The 17363-nt window shown below is 46.9% G+C and carries 15 protein-coding genes; 4 read left to right on the top strand and 11 right to left on the bottom strand.

Translation table 11 applies throughout. The features are described from left to right. Nucleotides 1–40: 40 nt before the first annotated feature. Both QUB63_RS16220 and QUB63_RS16215 read left to right on the top strand, forming a co-directional pair. Nucleotides 41–739 carry a Uma2 family endonuclease gene (locus tag QUB63_RS16220; RefSeq protein WP_332946283.1) on the top strand — a complete coding sequence of 233 codons (699 nt, stop codon included), beginning with the start codon at nucleotides 41–43 and terminating at the stop codon, nucleotides 737–739. Nucleotides 740–982: 243 nt separating this feature from the next. Further along, nucleotides 983–2557 (top strand): FAD-dependent oxidoreductase, encoded by a 1575-nt coding sequence (locus tag QUB63_RS16215; RefSeq protein ID WP_332946282.1) that lies wholly within the window; start codon nucleotides 983–985, stop codon nucleotides 2555–2557. 34 nt (nucleotides 2558–2591) lie between these two features. Here QUB63_RS16215 and QUB63_RS35060 read toward each other — a convergent pair whose 3' ends face one another. From QUB63_RS35060 to QUB63_RS16200, 4 genes are all read right to left on the bottom strand, one after another. Then, the gene (locus QUB63_RS35060; protein ID WP_442922318.1) at nucleotides 2592–3329 is read right to left on the bottom strand and encodes an RNA-guided endonuclease InsQ/TnpB family protein; all 738 of its coding nucleotides are present in this window, start codon (nucleotides 3327–3329) and stop codon (nucleotides 2592–2594) included. A gap of 52 nt (nucleotides 3330–3381) precedes the next feature. After that, the gene (locus QUB63_RS35055; RefSeq protein ID WP_442921807.1) at nucleotides 3382–3786 is read right to left on the bottom strand and encodes a hypothetical protein; all 405 of its coding nucleotides are present in this window, start codon (nucleotides 3784–3786) and stop codon (nucleotides 3382–3384) included. Nucleotides 3787–4126: 340 nt separating this feature from the next. Continuing rightward, complete coding sequence (locus QUB63_RS16205) at nucleotides 4127–6259, bottom strand: pentapeptide repeat-containing protein (protein WP_332946281.1); 2133 nt, start codon at nucleotides 6257–6259, stop codon at nucleotides 4127–4129. An 18-nt stretch (nucleotides 6260–6277) separates the two neighbouring features. Beyond that, nucleotides 6278–6598, bottom strand: coding sequence for a hypothetical protein (locus QUB63_RS16200; RefSeq protein WP_332946280.1), 321 nt, complete (start codon nucleotides 6596–6598; stop codon nucleotides 6278–6280). Nucleotides 6599–6699: 101 nt separating this feature from the next. Here QUB63_RS16200 and QUB63_RS16195 point away from each other — a divergent pair, with 101 nt between their 5' ends. Further along, a complete protein-coding gene (locus QUB63_RS16195; RefSeq protein WP_332946279.1) occupies nucleotides 6700–7149 on the top strand; it encodes a hypothetical protein in 450 nt (149 codons plus the stop codon). 50 nt (nucleotides 7150–7199) lie between these two features. On the opposite strand, the gene QUB63_RS16190 is transcribed toward QUB63_RS16195, so the two are convergent. The 6 genes from QUB63_RS16190 to QUB63_RS16165 all read right to left on the bottom strand — a co-directional run bounded on the left by QUB63_RS16190 (nucleotide 7200) and on the right by QUB63_RS16165 (nucleotide 13775). Further along, nucleotides 7200–7847, bottom strand: coding sequence for a Uma2 family endonuclease (locus QUB63_RS16190; protein ID WP_332946278.1), 648 nt, complete (start codon nucleotides 7845–7847; stop codon nucleotides 7200–7202). 350 nt (nucleotides 7848–8197) lie between these two features. After that, on the bottom strand, nucleotides 8198–9649 hold the full coding sequence (locus QUB63_RS16185) for an FAD-binding domain-containing protein (protein ID WP_332946277.1): 1452 nt from the start codon (nucleotides 9647–9649) through the stop codon (nucleotides 8198–8200). Between the two features lie 272 nt (nucleotides 9650–9921). Continuing rightward, nucleotides 9922–10470 carry an NUDIX hydrolase gene (locus QUB63_RS16180; RefSeq protein WP_332946356.1) on the bottom strand — a complete coding sequence of 183 codons (549 nt, stop codon included), beginning with the start codon at nucleotides 10468–10470 and terminating at the stop codon, nucleotides 9922–9924. Between the two features lie 78 nt (nucleotides 10471–10548). Beyond that, nucleotides 10549–11037 carry a 2-amino-4-hydroxy-6-hydroxymethyldihydropteridine diphosphokinase gene (gene folK, locus QUB63_RS16175; RefSeq protein ID WP_332946276.1) on the bottom strand — a complete coding sequence of 163 codons (489 nt, stop codon included), beginning with the start codon at nucleotides 11035–11037 and terminating at the stop codon, nucleotides 10549–10551. A 497-nt stretch (nucleotides 11038–11534) separates the two neighbouring features. Next, on the bottom strand, nucleotides 11535–12965 hold the full coding sequence (locus QUB63_RS16170) for a hemolysin family protein (RefSeq protein ID WP_332946275.1): 1431 nt from the start codon (nucleotides 12963–12965) through the stop codon (nucleotides 11535–11537). 120 nt (nucleotides 12966–13085) lie between these two features. After that, nucleotides 13086–13775 (bottom strand): hypothetical protein, encoded by a 690-nt coding sequence (locus QUB63_RS16165; protein WP_332946274.1) that lies wholly within the window; start codon nucleotides 13773–13775, stop codon nucleotides 13086–13088. Between the two features lie 733 nt (nucleotides 13776–14508). Here QUB63_RS16165 and ltrA point away from each other — a divergent pair. Continuing rightward, a complete protein-coding gene (gene ltrA, locus QUB63_RS16160; RefSeq protein WP_332946273.1) occupies nucleotides 14509–16233 on the top strand; it encodes a group II intron reverse transcriptase/maturase in 1725 nt (574 codons plus the stop codon). Nucleotides 16234–16739: 506 nt separating this feature from the next. Here ltrA and pyrR read toward each other — a convergent pair. Then, nucleotides 16740–17273: a bifunctional pyr operon transcriptional regulator/uracil phosphoribosyltransferase PyrR gene (gene pyrR / locus QUB63_RS16155; RefSeq protein WP_332946272.1), complete on the bottom strand. Its 534-nt coding sequence runs from the start codon at nucleotides 17271–17273 to the stop codon at nucleotides 16740–16742. Nucleotides 17274–17363 lie beyond the last annotated feature (90 nt).

The raw sequence follows: 17363 nt of genomic DNA, 5'->3' as shown, positions 1-17363 counted from the left end.
ATCAAAGTTATAATCTTAGTGATTTTTGAGGAAAGCCGCCATGTCAAACTATAAATTGCCGACGCACTCACCCTCACCCGAAGAACGACAAAAATTCTATCAACCACCTGCGGATGACGAACTTAAAGAATTAATTCCAGGATTGCTAAAAGCAATATTGCTGATACTTTGGGCAGAACGCATGGACTGGTTTTTGGGTTTAAATATGGGTATTTACCAAGACTCAGACGAAGAGTTCATCAGGCCAGATGCTTTCTTAAGTTTAGATATAGAACGGTTTTACCAGGAAGAATTGCGTCCCAATTACCAGTTATGGGAGGAAAATGTTATACCAATTTTTGTCCTCGAATTGCTTTCGGCTACTTATCACCACAAATACACCGGCAAGTGGGAAAAATATAAAGATTTAGGCATACTTTATTACGTGGTTTATTCTTCCCGCCGCCGTAACGATCCCCGTTTTGAAGTATATAAGTTAGTCAAGGGAAAGTATGAGTTACAGCCGGGAAATCCTGTTTGGATGCCAGAAATTGGTCTGGGTATTGGTTGTGAAAGGGGCAATTATTCTGGGGTGACAAGGGAGTGGTTGTATTGGTACGATGCTGATGGTAAACGCTATCTGACTCCTGAAGAACAGGTGAAGGAATCAGCGCAACGTGCCCAACAGGAATCGCAACGTGCCGATCGACTAGCTGAACGATTGCGCGAGTTGGGGATAGATCCTGATAATATAAGCTAATTGCAGTCAAGAGTACGAGACAGACGCACTCAAGGCCGATCGCCAACCGGGTTTTTCCAGCGAGATCGATCGCCCTAAACGCAAGATTTTCCCGAAAATCCCGATTTTTGCGTCCAGAAATGTGTGAAAATTATCAAAAAAATCAGGAAAGATGCGGCCTTATTTGGAACAGACAAAGAGTTTGATGGCAAAAATTGAGATGCAGATCGAAAAAATGGCGGGAGAGGTAATTAAATAATGGTCATGGATCTGCGTTCTTACGATGTCATCTGCTTTGGTGATGAAGTTCCAGGAGTTCTAGCAGTTATCTCCGCCGCCCGAGAATACCGTCGCCGGACAAAGCGTTATCCGCGAGTTTTGCTGATGTCTAAAGGAAGCTTGCAGGAAGGAATTGGCGGGCATTTAGTAAGAGGCGGCCTCGCTTATTTAGATAGAAGCCAGATTAGTCAAGAACTGCAACAATCTTTAAATTTAGATACCTTTGGTTCACCGCCGACAATCTATAAAGAATTCCTGCAAAAATCCGGTGTCACCGCGATCGCACTTGACCCCCCCAAATCCAGCGCAGCGCTGAAAGAAATGCTGTTACAAGCAGGGGTCGATCTCCTCAGCAAAGTAGAAATTCAATCAGTCAATAAAGAAGGCCAAAAAATTGCCAGTATAACCACCTCTAAAGGCGTAGTTTATGCAGGCAAGCAATTTATTGATGCCACTGTCAATGCCGAATTAGCTCAAGCCGCAGGTGCGAGAAAGCTGAAGGGATTTGAAACCTTTGGTCTGCCTAACTCAGAACTTCCAGTCACCCTCGTGTTTGAAACCCAAGGACTCAGTGCAAGAAGACTGAAAGAACTCGATTACCTGTATCTAAAACGCTTCACAAACCTCGCCGATTCAGAGAGTCAAAAATTTTTACTGTACGCTGCCGACAAGGATGCGAAACTAGCAGAAGAACTCCGGCGGGAAATGATCGACACCAGAGGAAATCTCAAAACTCTGTGGGCGGGCAACGATTACATCGATGTGCGATCGCCTGCTCTGTCTGTAGCTTACCACTCTTTTAGAGGCAGAAAGCTATCTTTTCCTGAAACAGGCATAATTTTAGACGAAGGAAATATCGCCATACTTCCAAATGAAAGACTTTCGTGGAATGCGCTGTTATTTGCAGTCACCAGCAGCGAAGCAGAATCCTTAGCGAGAAACGGGAGCAAACCCACAGCTAATATGCAGAGAGAGATGTCATTTGTGGCCGCTTGGCTGAAAAGTTTGGGGGCTACTTATGTTACTCCGGCTTCAGAACTGTATATCAGACACGCCGGGAACGTGACGGGAGTTGTAGAACCTTTAACAGGTGCACAAATGCTGCTTGGTGGCGTACCAGCTACTGAAGCACTGGGAACATTTAGCTATCATTTTGATGTCCGGGGAGGCATCTCGGGTATTGGCGAGAAAGCAAACAGTTTGGGGTGGTTTAAAAGTCTGAGTTTCAAACAGCCTACCTTCAATATTGGCATCCGCCACGCCTTGATAAAAAACGTTCCTAACCTGGCAGTTGTCAGTCCGTGTTCGGGATTTGAAGGGCTGGCTTGTTCTGTGGGAAGAATTGTGGAATTCAACGCCGCAGTTGGTCAAGGTGTCGGTATCGCTGCCGTTAATGCCATTCTAAATAACAAAAATTTAGCCGATGTATCTAACCGAGAAGTGAGACAAGTTCTCGCCCAAACAGGTCAGTTACCTAAAATTTTTGGAGTTGCAAACAATGCTGATGGAACGCTATTGGCGCAATTCGAGACTCTTGTAGGTGCCGATGCTATTGCTTGACACTCTCCGGCGTGAACGCACGGAGATTCTTGGCTCAACCAGTCGGCTTGCTCGTTGATGTCACCATCAGCGAGTAGAGGTCGGTCTGTCCCCAAGCGTTAATTCCGGCGTGCCCCGCCGTATTTAACTCAATTCCTGCTTGCCGTAGAGCTTTTGCTAAGATATTCAGTGCGGCGTTGTGGTCGCGGTCTAATACTACCCCGCAATTGCACACATGAGTCCGAACCGATAGCGACTTCTTAACCGTGTTGCCACAGCCTGAACAATCTTGGGAAGTGTATTGAGGGGCAACAGAAACTACTGTTTTACCGTACACTTTCCCTAAGTATTGCAACCATTGAGCAAACTGAGCCCACGCTGCATCACTGATTGATTTAGCAAGCTTGTGGTTTTTCACCATGTTCTTCACCTGTAAGTCTTCATAGGCTACGAAATCGCTAGATTTCACTACGCACAGCGCCGTCTTGATGGCGAAGTCCTTACGTTGCCTACTGATTTTGAGGTGTTTTCTCCCTAACTTATTGATAGCCTTTTTGCGATTGGCTGACCCCTTCTTCTTACTAGAGACTTTTCGCTCGGCTCGACGAAGTGCCTTCTCGCTTTTACGCAGATGACGAGGATTAGGGATGGTCGCTCCATTACTGTCAGTCAAAAAGTGATTCAACCCAACGTCAAGACCAATAGCCTTACCTGTTGGGAGGACTTCTTCCACCCGTTCTACACTGACGCAGAACTGGACTCCGTAGCCATCAGCTCGACGGATAACCCGCACTCGCTTAATCTCGTCAGGAGCATAGAAGTGCAAGTCACGAGAGCCGACTAATTTAAAGGTACCTGCCACAAAGCCAGAGCGTGAAAGTCAGGCTTCTTTTATCAGAAGAAAGCTTCCATCCTGAAGTTTTGTACTCCACAGAGCGTGTGAGCTTCTTGAACTGCGGGTACCCTTTCTTTCCAGGTTTGTTGGCTTTGCAATTGGCGAAGAAACGTTGGATAGCAAAAATGGCACGTTCCGCAGAAGCTTGACGTGCCATTGAGTTAAGTTTGCCCGCCCACTCAAACTCTTTTGCCATGATGGCACATTGTTTGTAGAGGTCGGATAGTTTAACTCCTTGATTGTCGATCCAGTATCTGAGAGCTTTGTTTCTGACAAACTGAGCGGTGCGGATCATTTCGTCTAATATCCGGTACTGCTGTGGTTTGCCTTTTAACTTGAACTCTAATACAATCATGGAAGTATTGTATCATATTTATATATAATTATGGCTATAAAATAAATTACTCAAAGAATCTTTACACTTTACATTCTCCGTCTAAAACCGGAAAATTCTCTCCAGAGACTTAGAGAATTAAAGCCGTCCTATAAGGACGGGGCTTTTACCCAAATTTCCGGTAAGAAGGAAGAAGGAAGAAGGAAGAAGGAAGAAGGAGCATCAAGCGCGCCAGCTTTTGTAGTGCTGTCCTCGCTCGCACGGGCTTTTATCACCAAGCGAGCGAGGACAGCACTCAAACAAAAAAATGCTTTTTACAAAAATGAAATGCTCCCTAAAGTCCGAACGATCGAACCAAGTCTTAATTCTTCGGCGGGCACTTCGGATGAGTCCCCCCCTGCAAACAAATGTAAGCAATTTGACTTCGATCTAAATTCTTAGCATCCGCAAAATTAACTCCTTGGAATCGACCTGATTTGCTACCGGGCGGACTTTGAATAAATTGCTCCGAAGCCGCCTTCCCCAGGAAAACAGCGCCTTGAAAATTCGCTCCAGCTAAATTCGCGCCCCTAAAATCAACCGAACTCACGTCCGCATTCCGCAAATTAGCATCTTGCAACCGAGCATCTTTTAAATTCGCGTTGGCGAGTTTAGCCGAACTAAAATCGGCATTTTGTAAGTTTGCGCCGCTCAAATCCGCACCGGACAAGTCAGCACCTTGCCATTCCGATTTAGACAAATTTGTCAAAGACAATTGAGTGCCTTGAGCCTTGACTTTGCCCAAACGCGCACCTGACAAATTCGCTCCTGCAAAATTCGCGCTTCCGATATCTGCACCAGTAAAACTTGCATCTTTTAACATTGCTTGCTGCAAAGAAGCGCCAATCAAAAGAGCACTGCTAAAATTAGCTCCATTCAAATTTCCGCTTGATAAATTAGCTTTGTTCAGGACAGCGCGCACAAAAGTAGTGCGGTTCATTACAGCACTGTTCAAGGATGCTCCGGTTAAATTGGCTCCTTCAAAATTAGCCCCGCTCAAGTCAGAAATCCAATCGTCAAATGTACCCGGACGCCTGTCTTCGCCGGTGCCGTAAAAGCGAGTTCCCTGCAAGCTGGCATTCGTTAAATTGGTGTTTCTCAGCTTAATTCCCGACAAGTCAACTTTGTCTAATACTAAAGTAAACTGACCGGGGCCGGCAGGACTTTGACCTAAATCGGTGCGGCCCAGATCGGCGCCGTTGAGCTGGCTGCTATACACTGTGAGAATTTTGCCGATCGCCCTTTGCACTGTTCGCTGGCGGGCCGCCGCTAACTCGCGTTCGGCAGTCTTCCCCCCGTAGCGCAGGGATTCCAGGTCATTGCTGAGTGCTTGGTTCAACCGCTGCAAGTCAGGTAAAGCTTTCGGCCCGGTACTAACTAAAGCTTGCCCGATCGCGTCCTGCATCGCCTTGCTGTCTTCTTGGGCCAGCAAATCCGCTAGCAGCGGTACGGCGCGGGAGTCTTCCACGGCCCCCAAAGCCAAAATTGCCGATCGCCTCCCCGATGTTCCGTTAGCCGAAGTCGGAGACAATTTATTCACTAAAGCTACAAATAATTCGTCATTCCGCTGCCGGGAATCCCGCAAATTTGCTTGACTTTGGGTGTAGATCAGAGTGCCAACAAACAAAGTTAAAATCAATCCCGCGCTGCCAATAGTAACTATCACTAAAGTTGTGCCTGGATGTTGGCGAATCCAATTCCACAAACTGGGATCTTCTTTCATGCTGGTTTCCGGAGTCAAAACCAAAGCTGCAATTTGCGCGTCTTCCTCAGTCCATTCTTGACTCTTGACAGGATTGGCAGACTGTTGGTGCGATCGAGCATTGACGACCAAAGTATTCGCGAGGCGATCGTGCCCGGATTGCCGTTTGTAGCGCAGTGCAAAAGCGCCATCTGCCAGCACTGCCAAGCAGCTCAGCCCCCCTAAAATGATTAAATCCGGAAACGCACCAGTCAAGCGCCAAATGCCGTAAGCGACGCCCAGAGGCACTCCAGTGCGCCCGAAAATTTCGCGAACCAGCATTCGCCCAAAACCCGGAGGATTGCCCGAGGCGGTGACAACTTTGACGCCGAACCAGCGTTTCGGGAGAGTTTGACCGGTTCTGGCGAGCAAAAACAATTGCCACGCGGCTAAAGCTGCCGGTGCCAGCAGCGCCCCCGACCAGAATAGATTAGTTAGGGGTGCAACTCTGGGATTGCGATCGCGCACGGGTATGCCCAAAATACGGGCGACGGTTTCGGATGCTGCTGCTACTGAGGAATTGAGCGGCACCGTTTGAGTTTCCTTGTTAACCAATGCCCCGATACTGAAGGGAACGAGGGCGCTGGCCGCAATGAGCGAAATTTCAACGGCAAGGGCGCCGCACCTGCGAACCAGCAGTGGCATTTGCTTGGATGGTGTTTGCCAAGACGGATCGGGTTGATTAATACCACCGGGTGCGGTTGGGCTGGCCATATTTATAATTTCCTATTGTTAGTCGTTAGTGTTGGAATCTGGAGCAATTGCCAATTTATACGCTATGTACATTAGCACTCCGAGAACGGCAAGAGTCATCAGCGCGGAAATTAGCTGTACGATGCTATTGAAGACTGTCAGGACAATTATCGCTCCGACGGCAAAGACTGCCACCTGCCCTGGTTTGGGGAGTCTTTGAAACTTGTCCAGAAATTGATTGTAGAAGGTGCCGACGGCCTGATAGCTGTCTGGATTTTGTTGGATGAGGGGCGATCGCTCTAGTTTAGCTTTTAGTTCTCCGATCGCTTGCTGCCAATTGAAGTTATTTTGAGGATTCATAAAAAAATTCAGTAGTTAGTTTAGATTAATCTGTTTGGAACCGCAATTATGGCCTACTGTCAAAGAACTAGGACTCAATGCCATTGTGTGAGTGAGGAAATATGAAGATACACTGTGCGGGCGATCGCGGCAAACGGTGGTTTAGTGCGATCGCGACCCTAGCCTTGGGAATGATTTTAGCGGATGCCGGAGCCCTTCGGAGCCAACCGCTGCAAATTGCTCCGGGATTTCGCGAACCGCTGAGCGTTTCAGGAGTTTCCGGCGGCCCGAACAATAGCGGCGACTGCGGTTTTGTGTCCCAAGGGCCGAACCAAGTCATCGAAGTAACCCAGGATTTACCTTACTGGCGGATTGCAGTACAAACTGCGGGAGCTCCGAGTTTGATGATTCAGGGGCCGAGGGGTCGTTTCTGCGTCCTACCGGCGAATGCTGCTGCGGGGAATGTAGAATTTTCCGGTTATGGGGACAAGGGAACTTATGTGATTTTTGTGGGCGATCGATCGCAAGGTCAACACCCTTACTCTCTGTCTATTTCCCAACAGCGAAAGTAACAATACAACGAAATTAGGGCGTTTGCTGTCAGAAAATTGGGGATTTGCGATCAATTTTGTATTTGCTCTCTAACCCACTTCCGAAACAATCGGAGAGTTTGACTCGTGCCCGCTGTTTGACTTTGTTCGCAATACTGAGAAATCGCTTCAACAATTGGCAGATTTGGAAATGTCGGACTCATTTCCGATTCAACATATTTCCCATCTTCAAGCACATTAATCTGAAGCCTTTTATTTTCATAGCGCCAAATTTCCGGGACTCCCAGCGCCTCGTAAGCATCCAGTTGAGTCTTGGAAGTTAAATCGACTTCAATTGCTAAATCCGGTGGCGGATCTACAGTTAAGTCGATACGCTTTTTGCCAATCATTAAAGCGTAATTCTGGATGTAAAAACAGTTATCAGGTTCAATTCCTTGCAACATACTTTTTCGCTTGAAAGTCGTCGAACCAAAGCATTCTCGATCGATTTCCAGTTCTTCGAGCAGTATTTTGACCATATCCCCAATAATTTCTTTATTAAATTCATGTTCTGGTAGCGGCATCCTAATCTCCAAAGTTCCTTGACTGTAAGCTATTCTAGAGCCGCGGTGTTCTCCCAACTCTTCTAAAATCGCCTCAAATTCCTGCCAGTTGACATCGTTCAACAGCAGTCTATGTCCTGGCGGCACACTGATTTGTCTTAACTGCAGCGTTACCATTTCAACCTCCAATGTCTTTAATTTTATTGTAACTCAATACGATTTAGATCGGATAAGATGGCGGTTGAAACCGCGTCTACAAAAAAATTCGTCCGAATTCAGAAGGTTTCATTCAGTTGACAGTTGACAGTTGACAGTTGACAGTTGAGAGAGACCTCTACCTGGAAGGAAGAGGATCGGAGTAATGAATAGTCGGATTTTAATTTCTCCCTCAAAGGGTTCCGGCTTTAAACCAATTCTTTCGTGTAAAGAAAACAACCTAATTCCATGCGCCCGGTTTTCTTTCTTTCTTCAACCCGCTTGGAGTGGGTTTTGTCTGTGTGGCGTGCGAATTCTATTCGCCCGATTTTCTACTCAACGATTTTTTGCTGCTTAAAAAGTTCCTTAAACTTGCGCTGCTGCTCGTTGTGGTCTACGATCGGATCGGGATAATGAAGCAGCCGGCGTTCTATAGGCGAAATATTTCCAGTTAGCAAAAGTTTAGTATCAACTCGGCGCAATTCGGGAACCCAGTGCCGAATATATTCCCCTTCCGGGTCAAATTTTTGAGCTTGACTGGCGGGATTAAATATTCGCAAAGGTTTCGGGTCCATCCCGCTCGATGCGCTCCACTGCCAGCCGCCGTTGTTAGCAGAAAGGTCGCCATCAATCAATTTTTGCATGAAGTATTTTTCGCCCCACTGCCAGTTAATAATTAAATCTTTGGTGAGGAAACTAGCGACTATCATGCGACAGCGATTGTGCATCCAACCTGTCTGATTTACCTGCCGCATTGCTGCATCGATAATGGGATAACCTGTTTTGCCCCTACACCAAGCTTGAAACAGCTTTTCATCGTTCTCCCACGGAAAGTCTTTGAATGCTTGACGGTAGGGCCCATCTGCTAATTCTGGGAAGTTATACATGGCGTGTTGGTAAAATTCTCGCCACGCTATTTCCTGTTGCCAAGTGCGGATGCTTGTGCGCGCTTCTTCGCTGCGGCAAGTGTCCATTACTCTCTGGGTAGCTTGCCAAACAGTGCGGATGCCTATTGCACCAAATTTGAGGGCGGCGCTGAGTTGGGATGTGCCGTTATTTGCGGGGAAATTGCGCTGTTCTTGATATTGGTAAATTGCCCGATCGCAAAATTCTTCTAATTTTTTTTGCGCTGCATCTTCTCCGGGTTCTATTACTAATGGATTTTCCCAAATAAATCCCAAACTAAAGGCAGTTGGCAGTGTTTCTATTGCACCGGCTCGGTTGGCGATTTCTTGTTCTTCTGCGGTTAATCCGGTCATTAATTCCAGATAAGTTATCGGCAATGTCTCTACTGGTTCGGCTTTGGGTTTGCTGTTCCAGTTTTTCCAAAACGGGCTATAAACTGTGTAGGGTTGTCCTGTACCGCTGCGAATTTCCTCCGGGGCGTGCAGGATTTGATCCCAGAAATTTTGAACTTGAATTCCGGCTTGTTGGAGGGCGTTTAATACGGCTACATCGCGCTCTTTTGCATAGGGTTCTACATCCCAGTTCCAAAATACTGCTTTAGCATCGATCGCTGTTGCTAATTTCGGTATTCCGAGAATCGGGTCATCTTGAATTATCAGCAATTGGCTGCCTGCTTCGGTGTAACGTGAGGAAAGTTTTTGCAAGCAACCGATCATGTATGTGACTCGGGCTGGCGCTACGTCAGAGCGATCGAGAATATTGCGATCCAGACAAAAAATCCCGACTACTTTCGGACTTTGCTGGCGGGCTGCTGCTAGTCCGATATTGTCAGAAATACGCAAGTCGCGGCGGTGCCAAAATAAAATTAAATCAGACATTTTTTTTATATTTTAACTTCTTACAGTTCCCGTAGGGTGCTTGGGGCGCACCTTACTACTATATAATAAGTAGGGTGCGCACGGCACACATTACTGATTGAACCGCGAAGACGCTTATGACACGAAGGAAGAAGAAAGAAGGAAGAAGAAAGAAGGAAGAATGAGTAATATATAGTATGGTGCTTCGGCGGGCGCACCTTACTACTATATAATAAGTAGGGTGCGTCAGAAGCACCTTACAGAGAGATTGTGTGCGTCCTGGACAGTCTGCTTTATGTCAAAAATGGACGCGCCAAGAAAAAGCTAGAAATTGATTTCGCGTCAATTGGTTCGCCAGCTAAGATAGCTTTTTCTAATTCTTCGGGACTGAATAAAACTGTCTCCATGTCTTCATCGTCATCTTGTTCTGGCGGCTTTTCCAGTTTGACCAAATCTTGCGCTAAAAAAGCATAAATTATTTCATCGGAATAACCGGGAGCGAGCATAAATTTGCCTAATTCCCGCCATTTTCCGGCGCGATATCCGGTTTCTTCTTCGATTTCGCGTTTGATTGTTTCGGCGGGGCTTTCATTGATTTCGACTGTACCTGCGGGAAATTCTAAAATCCGCCCTTTGGCGGCGAATCGGTATTGTCGCACTAAGACGAGTTTACCTTCGGGGGTGACGGGAACTGCAAGTGCTCCGCCTGGGTGGCGAATACATTCCCAGTCGCCTTCGGAACCGTTGGGAAGCCGGAGGCTGGCTACGTCAAAGTTGAATTTGCGCCCTTGGTAAAACAGGCGCTGTTTGAGGAGTTGGGGTAGTTCTTGACCGATCGACATAAGCGAGAAGCGAATAATGTTGGATTGCACCGATTTAAGACATGATATGCGATCGCAGCCCGGAATTTTGCTCAATTTCTACACTTTCATTTTTTCCACTCCCGAACAGTTTACCGTTTTCAGGAGTTGGGCGATCGCACTTTTCGTCACTGGATGCACCCAATCCGGCGCAATTTCTGCTAAAGGTACTAATACAAAAGCTCTTTCGGTCATCCGGGGATGAGGTAAACTCAGTGTCGGAGTTTCTAGGATTAAATCATCGTACAGCAGCAAATCTAGGTCGAGGGTTCTCGGCCCCCATTTTTCGCGGCGAATCCGATTAAATTTTATTTCAACTTCTAATAAAGTTGCTAGCAATTGTTCTGGTTCTAGTGCTACTTCTAGGATGGCACAGGCGTTGATGTAATCGGGTTGCGGCGGCCCGACGGGGGCGGTTTGATACCAGCTTGAATGAGATTTTACTGTGATTTTTGGGGTGTTGTTGAGAGTTGCGATCGCGCTTTTGAGGGTGGCGAGGGAGTCGCCTAAGTTGCTACCGAGGGCGAGCGCGCATTTTGTTAATTTCATTGTAATTGGGAAAAAGGTAATTGGGAAAAAGGTAATTGGGCATTATTTTTTTAGTAACGCGGGGGCGGGTTTATCGATTTCCTTCGCTACCCCAAAATGTTTCGGGTGAAACCCGCCCCTTGTGGGGTAGCTTTCTATCCGGAACATGGTGTAAGCTGTCGCGCATTTAAATTGTATATTTAGAGCGGGCTCTCCCGCCCAGCCCACAAGACTTTGATTGTTTTTCAACATCCAATTTAAGTGCACAATAGCTTAGATTATTCCACTCTGTATCGGGCGGCAGACGAAGCCGCACTAAGAGGTGGCAAACACTTATATGGTGGTGTTGTGGGTGTAGCGATGAATTTATACAGTTCTTGTTTTTTGCCTTCGACGGAGAACAAAAATAGCGATTTCTAACTCTAACAAAATGGAGAACGATCGACTTAAACAGTTTGCAGATAATTCCTTTTAACTAAAGAGTTGCGCTAGAGCGATCGCCCATCCCCATCCCCATCCTAACTAGAAAACTTCGCCGCACCTCTCAACCCGCCATTCGATCGCCCTTTCCCCACAACTTCCCCGCCCGCCGCTGCAACTTCACCCAAAACTCGATCGCCCGCCGCCCCATCCAGCAACTGAATTTGAATTTGATCCAACCGCGGCCCGATCGCCGAAACCACCGTAAGTTCCACATTTTCGCCGCGCCAAACTTCCCCAACAGCCGGCATTCTTTGCAACTGATAGCTCATAAAACCTCCGATAGTCTGATATTCGTCTGTCACCTGCAAATCCAAATTCAATATTTGATTCACGTCATCGACATTTAACTGCGCTTGCACTAAAAAAGTGCGATCGTCCAATACTTGCAAAGCTATTTCTTTGCTGTCGGGCGACTGGTAAGTGCGGCCGATAATTTCAGCTATCAAATCCCTCAGCGTCACTAACCCGGAAATGCCGCCAAATTCATCGACGACGATCGCAATTTCTTCCGACGAACCCTGCATCAAAGGCAGCAGTTCCCCCAGCAGCATCATCTCCGGCACAAATCTCACGGAACGCATCCACGTTACAATTGGCGTGTCGGGAGATAGCAAACCTTCAGCTAAGGGTTTCGCAAGTTGTTTGAAGCCAATAATGCCGATAATATCGTCGAAAGAATCTCCCGTGACGGGATAGCGGGAATGGTTGGAAATCGCCATTTCGTCGAGCAAAGTTTGAAAGGTGGCCGTCTTCGGAAGTGCGACAATGCTGGGCCTTGGCACCATCACTTCTTCTACCCAAACTTCGCCAAATTCAAACACGTTGTTGAGCAGTTCTCGCTCTTCTGCTTCCAAGCCGCTTGATTCGCTGGAAGTAGCTATGATTAGTTGCAGTTCTTCGGGAGTAACCGGCCTGTGTCTGAGGTCGTATTCGATGCCTGCAAGTCGCAAGAGCGATCGAGTGGATTGATTGAGAAACGACACAAAGGGATTGAACAAGCGGGAAATCAATAAACTCGGAGGCCCTAAACTTCTGGCTAGCTGTTCGGAATAAAGTAACGCTACAGATTTGGGAAACAGTTCGCCGAGTACGATTTGCAGGTAAGCTAGCAGGAAAAAAGTTACTATTGATATGCCCAAAGAATGGGCGATCGCCGACTTGATGTAAATTGGCAGCGGCAAATAGCCGATCGACATTCGGACTAGCACGGCGATCGTACTTTCTCCAAGCCAGCCGAGAGCTAAACTCGAAAGAGTGATTCCCAACTGCATTGTCGAGAGCAATCGCTCGATACTTTTCTGCAAAGATTGTACAGTTAGAGCTGCAACGTCGCCGGTATCCACTAACTGATTGATGCGCGATCGGCGTACCGTCACCATCGAAAACTCAGCCGCCACAAAAAAAGCATTGATCGCAATCAGCAGCAGCACTGAAAGCAACCGCGACAGCACCTCTGTCCAAGTCATCGCGGGTAACTCAGCTATCTCCTGAACTCTCGCCCCTAAAAGTGACACAATGCTCCCTAGAACAACTTTCTCGATCGAACAACCTGAGAATCCGTCTGGAGGTTTTGTCTCCTGATTGTCTTACTTCGCCACTGGAATGCCAGATATTTGCAACTGGAGTTTTTGACCTGGATAATCTGTCAGCGTCAAGGAAACTTCCTTAGCATTTTCCAGCAAAGCAGTGGGAATACTCACCGTACCGTAATACACCTGCCCGTTGGGGGGCAGTTCCGCCGGCAAATCCTCGGCAGTCGCCGAAAGGGCCCGCCCCTGATTGTCAGTGACGTTCAAGAAACTGTAGAGAAACCTCACAGCTTGGGAACCTTCGTTTTTCATGCTCACGTCTAGCAGCATCGAGTTGCTGCGCTGACTGGCCGCGCTCACTTCCAGGGTGACTCCTCCGTCGCGACTGTTCAGGGGAAACTTGGCGCTGGCATTTGGCGCGCCCGGTTTTTTGGCTGTGGCTGGTTTAGAGCTTGCCTTGTCTGTTTTATTATTTGCCCCGGCCGTTTTTTCGGGATCGCGACCTTCTACCCGCGCTTTGACGGTTTTGAGAATGTCTTTTTCCTTCAAAATGCTTACTTGGTCTTTGCTAGCCACAGTTCCCGGCTTGCCGCTCGAAGCATTGTTGCTGGGGCGAACATCGGGTTGAGTCGTTCCTTTCAAGGCTTCGCGACCTATCGTAAATCCCCAAACAGAACTCGTCACACCTGCTCCAAACATCAGAGCCAGGAGAATTAGAGTCAGCACTACCGTCGAATTCACTGCCATTGCCTATAATTTTATACCGAGTTGTAGAAATTGCTAATTCCGGTCGAGCTTTCGGAGGGCACAGCGGCGTTCCAGGCGATCGGGGACTCAACAAATCTAAAGATTTTGATTTTTGTTCTCTAGTTCTAGCACGGACTGGGAAATTATGTTATAATTACTTCTGAGTTGGATCGAACAAATCGATTTAACGGCAGTTGGCCGAGCGGTTTAGGCAGCGAACTCAGTGCGACTCGATGCCGATCGAGCATGATGGTGCAAATCCATCCCCCATATTCGTCTGGGGACTCCATATCTCGGTTCTGGGAAGTAGCAACACCCAGGATTTATAAGCTAGAGATAAAACCCATCTACTAAGTGAATCCACACACAGTAGTTAGGGGAGGGAGACGACAAGGTGAACGAAAGTGAACCTGCATTACCAACTCCAGTCAGACGCACCAGCGAAAGGGAATGATACGCTGGGTTCAAAAGGACACATGGGAAGGAAACTAGGTTTTGAGTACCCTAGAGACGATCCAATAAATCCCATCTGGAGAAAGCAGGCACCTAAATCGTCATATATGCTCGGTACAGGATAAGAGGGAAACATCTAAGGTTTAAGCCCTTAACAGGGATTACCAGCTAGGTAAATCGAAGATGTGAAGGATTCAATCTCAAGCAAAAGCCCTCATGTAATGTGTGGGATACGCCAAAAGATTGAACGTTAGAAAGATGTAAATCACGTAGGTCGGCTATGTCCAAGGCTCTAGAAGCGGAATGGTCATCTATAGTCTGGAGTGAAATCCAGACAAAGGTGATAAAGCTACAGACGAAGATTTACGAAGCATCAAAAAGTGGAAACAAACCACTTGTGGTCAAACTCCAAAAAACCCTGATTTCTTCATTCAGCGCCAGACTGATAGCAGTTCGTCGCGTAACACAAGAGAATAAAGGGAAACGCACGGCTGGAATTGACGGAATTAAATCTCTAACTCCCCAACAGAGGATAGAACTAGCCGAACAGTTACGACTAGACGGTAAAAGCTCTCCCCTAAGAAGGGTTGAAATTCCAAAACCGGGCAAAAAGGAGAAACGTCCTCTAGGCATTCCCACGATAGAAGATAGGGCAAAGCAAGCATTAGCAAAGTTAGCCTTAGAACCTGAATGGGAAGCACTATTTGAACCGAATTCCTATGGATTTCGACCAGGTAGAAGTTGCCACGACGCTATAGAGGCAATCGAACTAAGCATCCGAAAAAAACCCAAGTATCTAATAGATGCCGACTTAAAAGGATGTTTCGATAATATTGACCACGAGGCTCTGGTACAAAAGTTGAAGACGTTTCCAGACATGGAAAAGCAGATAAGAGCTTGGCTCAAATCAGGCGTCCTAGTTGGGGATGTGTTTCATAAAATAGTATCAGGAACCCCACAAGGCGGCGTAATATCACCATTACTAGCAAACATAGCCCTACACGGCTTTGAAAGCTACATCTCATCCGAATTTCCTGTAAGGAAGACAAGAATAGGTCAACCCAAAGGGAAGATGAAGGAATACTGTGATGCACGAGTAATAAGATATGCCGACGATTTTGTAATATTCCACGAAGAAGAGGAAGTAATCAAGGCAGCCCTCGAAAAGACCAAACAGTGGATGGCAAACATAGGACTTTCGCTAAACGAGCAAAAGACCAAATTATGTCACACATTAGAGGAATACGAAGGGGAAAAGCCAGGTTTCAACTTCTTAGGGTTCCATATCCAATCCTTTTCTAGAGGGAAAAATAGAGCGGGAAAGAAGACCAATGGTAAATCCTTGGAGATGGTTACGAAAGTGCTACCTTCGGATAAATCCATAAAACAATTTCAATCCCATTTAAAAGCCTTACTAAACAAAGGACAATCCCAAGAACCAGCTCGAATGATTGAAAGCCTCAACTGGTTCATTAGAGGATGGGGAAATTACTTCAAAAGTGGGAGTCACTCACAGGAGGTATTCTCTAAAGTTCAACATAGCCTGTATAAGGTTTACTTGAACTGGGGGAGAAAGAAATTTTCTCAAAGAGGGGATGGATATATCTGCTCGCGAATATTTTTCAAAAGCAAGGAATCATCGTGGAACTTTGGATGGAAAGAAGGGGAGCATCTTTATCTAGTGGAAATGTTGTACTCATTTGAGTACAAACACTACACCAAGGTACAAGGCACTAGAAGCCCCTACGACGGAGACTGGGTGTATTGGGCTACACGCCGAGGCGACCACCCACTAACACCTAAAGACATTCGACTCGGATTAAAAAATCAGAAGGGTCGATGTTCACACTGTCAACAACTTTTCACCACTGAAGATTACATTGAGGTTCATCACATCGACGGTAATAGAAACAACAACAAAAGGTCAAACAAGACTTTAGTTCATCTATATTGCCACGATGCTATCCACCGGGAAAATGCGGGGTCTATTACAGATTCCATCTAACGTAAAGCCGGATACGCTGAAAAGTGTACGTCCGGTTTGGCAGCCGAGTATAAGGGGTAACTCTTATACTTAGGCAACTAATTCGCCTCAGGCAGGTTCAACTCCTGCACTGCCGATTTTAAATAAACAGTCCTGGACGCATCGATCCCCCCAACCCCCCTTAAAAAGGGGGGCTTTCAGGTTCCCCCCTTTTTAAGGGGGGCGCCGGGGGGATCGGCATTTGAGCCATGGAGTGCGTCCAGGACTAATAAATCAAGATGCTCCATCCGCGTAGAAACCGGGTTTCTTCCCTCGACGCATGGGAGGCGAGAAACCGGGTTTCTACGAATTTTTACGTTTAGTAACGAGAAATATACGTAGAAACCCGGTTTCTGAGGTCTGAGCGTGCGATCGCCGCAAACTAGACATTCGCTCGATCGACTCCTTCCTGAGATATCTTGGCTCCGCGCGCGTCGATCGCACGCTCCAGGGCGAAAATTATGATTCCGATGCCAAAGAAAACGATATCAACGCTTAATCAATTCCACTCCGTCGCGCCCGTCGAGTTCTTGCACGTAAACCTTAACTTTTTCTTCCTTTGCAGTCGGCAACTTTTTACCCGTAAAATCCGGCTGAATCGGTACTTCTCTGTGCCCGCGATCGACTAATACCGCCAACCAAATTTTCTCCGGCCGGCCGTAATCGTTTACCGCATTCAAAGCCGCTCGAATTGTTCTACCTTTATATATAACGTCATCTACCAACACCACCGTTTTGCCGGTCAAATCGAAAGGAATTTCTGTTTTAGCCGGTGTCCGCATCGCCACTCGATCCAAGTCATCTCGGTAAAAAGTAATATCCAAAGCGCCCACGCATACTTTGACTTGTTCGAGGACTTCAATTTGAGCTGCCAACATTTGAGCTATGGGCACTCCTCTAGTATGAATCCCCAACAGCACTAACTCCGAGGGAGCTCCTGATTTTTCGACAATCTGGGAAGCGACGCGGGTGAGAGTGCGCCTCACTTCATCGGGGGAGAGAATTTTGATAATTTTGGTCATTGCTTGCTGGGAGCTAATTGTTGGCTGTTGGCGAATCGAACGATTTTAGATTTTAGATTTTAGATTTTAGATTGACTTGACAAATGAATC

Source organism: Microcoleus sp. ARI1-B5, from assembly GCF_036705795.1.
In the GTDB taxonomy this organism is placed as follows: domain Bacteria; phylum Cyanobacteriota; class Cyanobacteriia; order Cyanobacteriales; family Microcoleaceae; genus Microcoleus.
Note: the sequence above shows the minus strand (reverse complement) of the source record. Positions and strands in the feature narration are given on the sequence as shown.

Bases quoted from the DNA above. Each gene is read 5' to 3' on its own strand.
- QUB63_RS16220 (WP_332946283.1), top strand. From the start codon at position 41: ATGTCAAACTATAAATTGCCGACGCACTCACCCTCACCCGAAGAACGA.
- QUB63_RS16215 (WP_332946282.1), top strand. From the start codon at position 983: ATGGATCTGCGTTCTTACGATGTCATCTGCTTTGGTGATGAAGTTCCA.
- QUB63_RS35055 (WP_442921807.1), bottom strand. From the start codon at position 3,786: ATGATTGTATTAGAGTTCAAGTTAAAAGGCAAACCACAGCAGTACCGG.
- QUB63_RS16205 (WP_332946281.1), bottom strand. From the start codon at position 6,259: ATGGCCAGCCCAACCGCACCCGGTGGTATTAATCAACCCGATCCGTCT.
- QUB63_RS16200 (WP_332946280.1), bottom strand. From the start codon at position 6,598: ATGAATCCTCAAAATAACTTCAATTGGCAGCAAGCGATCGGAGAACTA.
- QUB63_RS16195 (WP_332946279.1), top strand. From the start codon at position 6,700: ATGAAGATACACTGTGCGGGCGATCGCGGCAAACGGTGGTTTAGTGCG.
- QUB63_RS16190 (WP_332946278.1), bottom strand. From the start codon at position 7,847: ATGGTAACGCTGCAGTTAAGACAAATCAGTGTGCCGCCAGGACATAGA.
- QUB63_RS16185 (WP_332946277.1), bottom strand. From the start codon at position 9,649: ATGTCTGATTTAATTTTATTTTGGCACCGCCGCGACTTGCGTATTTCT.
- QUB63_RS16180 (WP_332946356.1), bottom strand. From the start codon at position 10,470: ATGTCGATCGGTCAAGAACTACCCCAACTCCTCAAACAGCGCCTGTTT.
- folK (WP_332946276.1), bottom strand. From the start codon at position 11,037: ATGAAATTAACAAAATGCGCGCTCGCCCTCGGTAGCAACTTAGGCGAC.
- QUB63_RS16170 (WP_332946275.1), bottom strand. From the start codon at position 12,965: ATGACTTGGACAGAGGTGCTGTCGCGGTTGCTTTCAGTGCTGCTGCTG.
- QUB63_RS16165 (WP_332946274.1), bottom strand. From the start codon at position 13,775: ATGGCAGTGAATTCGACGGTAGTGCTGACTCTAATTCTCCTGGCTCTG.
- ltrA (WP_332946273.1), top strand. From the start codon at position 14,509: ATGTCCAAGGCTCTAGAAGCGGAATGGTCATCTATAGTCTGGAGTGAA.
- pyrR (WP_332946272.1), bottom strand. From the start codon at position 17,273: ATGACCAAAATTATCAAAATTCTCTCCCCCGATGAAGTGAGGCGCACT.